Annotated in this window: 3 protein-coding genes and 1 pseudogene; 3 read left to right on the top strand and 1 reads right to left on the bottom strand. The window is 65.7% G+C overall.

Annotation, left to right across the window (positions count from 1 at the left end):
* The 3 genes from DMB66_RS62165 to DMB66_RS59140 all read left to right on the top strand — a co-directional run.
* Positions 1-2,037 (top strand): hypothetical protein (locus DMB66_RS62165; protein ID WP_158647735.1); only part of this gene is annotated, 2,037 nt, incomplete at its 5' end.
* A complete protein-coding gene (locus DMB66_RS59135) occupies positions 2,034-2,402 on the top strand; it encodes a hypothetical protein (protein WP_125812631.1) in 369 nt (122 codons plus the stop codon). The genes DMB66_RS62165 and DMB66_RS59135, both read left to right, overlap by 4 nt.
* Positions 2,403-2,459: 57 nt before the next feature.
* A complete protein-coding gene (locus tag DMB66_RS59140) occupies positions 2,460-3,563 on the top strand; it encodes an HIRAN domain-containing protein (RefSeq protein WP_125812632.1) in 1,104 nt (367 codons plus the stop codon).
* Positions 3,564-3,667: 104 nt separating this feature from the next.
* Here DMB66_RS59140 and DMB66_RS59145 read toward each other — a convergent pair.
* Positions 3,668-5,459 (bottom strand): annotated as a pseudogene (locus DMB66_RS59145) (hypothetical protein); the annotation flags it as partial.

A 5,459-nucleotide genomic window follows, 5' to 3' on the forward strand; every position in this document is an offset into this window, starting at 1 on the left:
ATCTTCCGCGACGGCTGGCGCAATCTGCATACTTCAGCGCCCTGCGAGATCGACCTGATCGCTCGCCTCGACGGCGTCGCCGCGCCCCTGCGGATTCGGCGAAGCTGGTCCGAGGACGCCACCGAGCCGGGTCAGGCCAAGATCTCTCTGCCCGATATCGAAGCCCTCGGCTGGCAACAGTCGATGGACACTTACCGCCCGTTCCTCACCGCGAACGACCTCGGCCGGCTGATGTCGTCGCGGCCCAGTGAACTGTTCGACGCCATGGCTCCACTGCTCGCCATCGAACCGGTCACCGATGCCGAGACCCGGCTCAAGAATCTTCGCAAGATCTACGACGATCGGGCGAAGGCCGTTCGATCCGGGCGGACGGTATTGCGCACTTCCCTGGAAGAGGTGGACGACGATCGGGCCAGGACTGCCGCCAAGCTGCTTGCCGCCACTCGGCCTGACCTCGACGCGATCGACCATCTACTCGGCAACGACGACGAGGCCAACCCGTCGACTGCCACCTATCGCAAGATCGCTGCGAGCACCGACCCCGCGTCACCCGAGGAGGTAGCTGCGATTGCCGAACGGCTCGTCGTTTCCGCATCGGCCCTCGCCGTCCTCCCCGTCGCGGAGAACGACCTCACTCGGCTCCTGCAGATGGCAGTCGGTCACTTCCAGCAGCACGGGGCCGGCACCTGCCCGGTCTGCGGCACTGGTCAGCTCGACCAGGCCTGGCTCGACGCCGCCGAGGCGAAACTTGGACAGGCGCGACACGCAACCGATGCTCGGCGCGAAGCAGATGAGGCAGTCCGGAGCGCGCGCCGCGACGCGGCGCGGCTGCTCACCTTCACGATCGAACTTCCGGCTGGGGCCGAAGACCTACCCACAGAGGTACGGGATGAGCTCGCGGCCGCCGTACAGGGGTGGCAATCCGTTGCCGCAGACTGCGACCACCAACTGCTCGCCAATCATCTGCGGTCCCGCTACGCGACGCTACAGACCGCAGCCGAACGTGCCCGCAACGCCGCCGCGGCCTGGCTGCGCACCAGGCACGACGCGTGGCGAGAACGCGCCGCTGATCTGCAGAACTGGCTGACCGCGGCGCGTCAGGTTCGGCAGGAAGAGGATGTTCTCGGCCTCCTCAAGACTGCGCTGACGTGGATCAAGCTGGCCATCGCCGAGCTACGCACAGCCCAGCTCGCACCGTTCGCGAACCAGTCTCAGCAGATCTGGGAGCAGCTACGCCAAGAGAGCAACGTCGAGTTGGCCGGCATGACCTTGGACGGTTCCAGCACCCGCCGGCGGGTCGCCTTCCCCGCGACCGTCGACGGCGCAGCCACCTCAGCCATGGCGGTAATGAGCCAAGGCGAACTGCACGCGCTCGGGCTGGCTGTCTTCCTCCCCCGCGCGACCGCGGACGCCAGCCCATTCCGGTTCCTCATCATCGACGACCCGGTGCAGAGCATGGACCCGTCCAAGGTCGACGGCCTCGCCCAGGTCCTCGCCGAGCTGGCCCAGGACCGCCAGGTCGTGGTCTTCAGTCATGACGACCGGCTGCCCGAGGCCGTACGCCGCCTGGAGATCGATGCCGTCATCTGGGAAGTCACCCGGCGGAGCAACTCCGAGGTGGAGATCCGCAAGAACCTCGACCCCGCCGAGCGGTATTTGTCCGACGCCCGGGCACTCGCCAAGACCGACGAGATTCCCGTCGAACTGCGTTCACCGCTGGTGACGAGCTGCTGCCGGTCGGCGCTTGAAGCGGTCCTCCACCAGCGTGTACGGGCCTTACGGATCGGCCGGGGCGAGCGCCACGGAGACGTCGAGACGCTGTTGGACTCCGCGAAAACCACAACCCAGGTAGCTGCGCTGGCCTTGTTCGATGACGCCGATGCGGGCGGACGCGTGTTCAGCTACTTCAACCACAAACTCGGGCCATGGGCCGGCGACGCCTTTCGCGCCTGCAAAGAGGGCGTGCACGGCGCCGCGGTAGCCGACCCGGAACGGCTGGTCGGCCAAGTCACCCAAATGGTGGAGGCGGTTCGATGACTTCGCCGCAGACGTACCTCGACGAGGTCGAACGCCTGATGGCCGTACCGGCCCGAGGAACCCGAGGGCTATGGCCCCGCGCCTCCGCCTGGCTTCTCCGGCTGGCCCTCGAATCGGCGCTCGATCAGTACTGGGACGACACGGCGCCGGCCATCGGTGCTTGCCGCAATCGCCGCTCGCAGATCCTGATGCTGAGCCGCTACATCGGAGCGACGAGCTCCCGTCGCGTGGCGATGCTCTGGTGGTCGCTGTCGCGCGCTGGTCATCATCACAGCTACGAGTTGGCACTGACCGCCGGAGAGCTGACGCACTTGCACGCCGAGGTTCGTGAGGTCGTCACCTTTCTGCATCAGAAGCATCCGTGATGAGGCAGCGGCGGGGGCTGATCTTGGACAAGCTACGTCTCTTCGGGGGTCGGTGGAATGGACCATCGAACGGTTGGCGGCAACCCGAAAGACGAGGTCCGAGGATGCCCGAAGCAGTACATTCTGATGATGGCAATCCCTTTTGATCTTTGGGGACAGCGCGGCTACCCGCATGCCGACGTCGTGGGTGAGTCGCACTACACGAGGGCAATCCGACAGCTGCTCGGCCGCGACTTCAAGACCGACGGCACCGAGATCATCACGACGGTAAGCCTCATGGTTGACCCGAGCAACAAGCACGATCGCAACGCGGTAGGCGTATGGGCAGGCGGCAATCTCGTCGGCTACCTGCCGCGCGAGGAAGCGGCGCGGTACGCGCCCGTCCTCTCTCAGCTGAAGTCTCAGGGCTGGTCACCCCAGGTTGCGGCCCGAGTCTGGGGCGCCGAATGGGACGACTATGACGGCCGGAGCAAGGAGTTCCGTGGGTCCGTCCGACTGGACCTGGCCGAGCCCCACATGCTCGTGCCCGCCAACTTGCCGCCGTCCGGAGAACATCGGCTGCTGCCCATCGGCAATGCCATCCAGGTCACCGGCGAGGAGAAGCACCTCGACGCTCTCACGTCGTTCCTTCGCGCAGAAGGGGAGTGCTGGGCGTACGCGACATTGCACGAGGTGGTTGAGCAGACCGCACGCTCGTCGCGCACCGTAGTCGAGGTGCGTCTCGACGGGGCGCGCGTCGGCCAGCTCACCCCGAAGATGAGCACCGAGCTACTGCCGGCAATTCGACACCTCGCCGAGCAGGGAGCGACGGCGGCAGCTCGGGCGATCGTCAAGGGCAACCGCATCAAAACCGAGGTGGCGTTGTATACCGTCAAAGCGCACGAACTCCCGGAGAGCTGGCTCGGTGCTCAGTCACCTCGGCAAGCGGACCTGTCACCAGTAGCTGTCACGCCGGACGTTGAGCCGGCAATACCCGTCGTTTCCGGTGGACGACGAGATCACGGGCCCATCCCGCCGCCACCGACCGGTGTCCGTTTCGTTGTACCGCCGACTTGGCCGTCCCCGCCGGCCGGCTGGACGCCACCTGCCGGATGGCGACCGGAGCCAAGCTGGGAGCCTGCGCCGGAGGGTTGGCAGTGGTGGGTGCCGATCTGGGAGTGAACACCTCGACCGTCGGCATTCCTGAGACCGTGAGCGGCCTGCAGGACCATCCACGGATTCAGGTTTTATCGTTGCCATCCTGGTCGGACGCTGAGTAGCGCCAGCTACCCCATAGTGCCGAGGGTGGATTCTGCTGGAGGAGGAGCTGCAAGACTGCGTTCAACATCCTCGAAGTGCGCGTGCAGACGAAGCAGCACCTCTGCGTCGAGGGCTGCGTAGGCCACCTGGCTCTCGGCCAGAGGACGCCGAGCCCAATTGCCGACTTGTTCCCTCTTGTCGAGTTCCGCACCGAGTTCACGGGCGCAGACCTCACGAAGGCTGTGACCTTTGGCTGTGGGGCGCAGCCGCCTCGACACGTCACGTGTATCCACGACGGGCTCTAGGGCGAACCCGTACCGACCAAGGACGGTGCGCTCGAATGAGGCGTAGTGAATCAGCTTCGTCGTTTCGGTGCTCGCGAAGAGTTCGCCTAGGGGTTCCAGGTCAAGAGGTTCGAGAGCGTCAATGAGGTAGGTTGCCTCACGGCCCGCCATCTGAATCAGGCACAGGGCGCGGTTCGCGAGTGTGGTTTCGACGTCGAGGCCAACGACCGGCTCGGACATTAGCTCGGCAACTGCTGACTGGAGTTGCGGGAGGGTGCGTACCCAGATCAGTGGCCGCTCGTTGTCGCGGCACAGCAGGGGAAGTTCCGCTGGGACCTGCTGGAGGCTGGCGAAACGCTCGGCGTCGCTGGGCGTCAACGTCCGGACGGCCTCGGGAAGACGGGGTCCTTTGCGTTCGAGTCCTGAGAGCCATTGCCAGGCCCCGCCCACGTCGAGCAGGTAACTGGCGATCACTTCACGTTCGACCCAGGGAGGCATCAGCGGCTGGAACTTGCTGAGGCGGTAGTTGGGCAGCGATTCGGCGACCTCTGCCCAAAGGCGGTCGTTCTCCCAGAATTCGGGTTCGGCAAGCCCGGCAAGCGCGTCCCGGAAGCTCAGCATGTCGAGGTTCTCCCCTCGGACCTTGATGAGGAAATTGTCCGGGATGACTTTCCAGTCGTCGCCGACCGCTTCGAGTGCGTACCGAAGGGTCGAGTTGATCCGTCCTCCGGCGAAGGTCCACCAGCGGATCTCCCCGTCATCGACTTCGATGCCTCCACGGTCGGAGGTGAGGGTTCCGCGCATGGCCGCGCGGTGCTCGGCGAAGACCCGCCACGCCGCGTCGTCGAGGTATGGATAGCGGTCGTCGCTCAGGAGTATCGACAGGATGCGCTGGCAGAGATCGAAGCCGAGGTACTGGGGAAGGAAGCCTCCCCAGGTTGGCTGACGCCCCCGCGGGGCCGGTTCGACGACCACGCTGCGGTCGCGGTGCTCGACCCGAAGGACCGCCCACGCGCGTCCGCTAAGCAGGAAACTGCTGACTCCATCGACGAGCCGGTCGACGAACGCCTGATTCAGCGAACCGAGGGCTTGTCCACCCACGGTCTGGACCGTGTAGGTCTGCGGGCTGGAGAAGACCGCGTAGAGGTCCATGAAGTTCTTGCGCCCGAATCGGCGCTCCGTCTTGGGACCGAGGACCAGGCGGCCACCTGCGATTCGCAACGCGTCGTCTCGCAACATCCAGCTGATTAGGCGTTCGAACTCGGCCTGGCGGATACCCCGGAAGTCCGGTACATGCGAAAGGTGCTCCCAGGCGGTCACGGCAGTGATCCCATCGCTGGCCAGTGACATGGCTAGGAGTTGGTGGATGAGTACCGGCCAGCAGCGGTCCTCCACCTGAACCGATTCGACCCAGCCCGCCTTCGCCAGCTCGACTAGGGCGATCGCCTGGACGACGCCGTCGGTGGTTTCGCAGAAGAACGTGGTGTTCGCCGCCTGGCCGGTGCGCCGCCCGGTTCGGCCCATGCGCTGCAGG

The organism is Actinoplanes sp. ATCC 53533 (assembly GCF_003947245.1).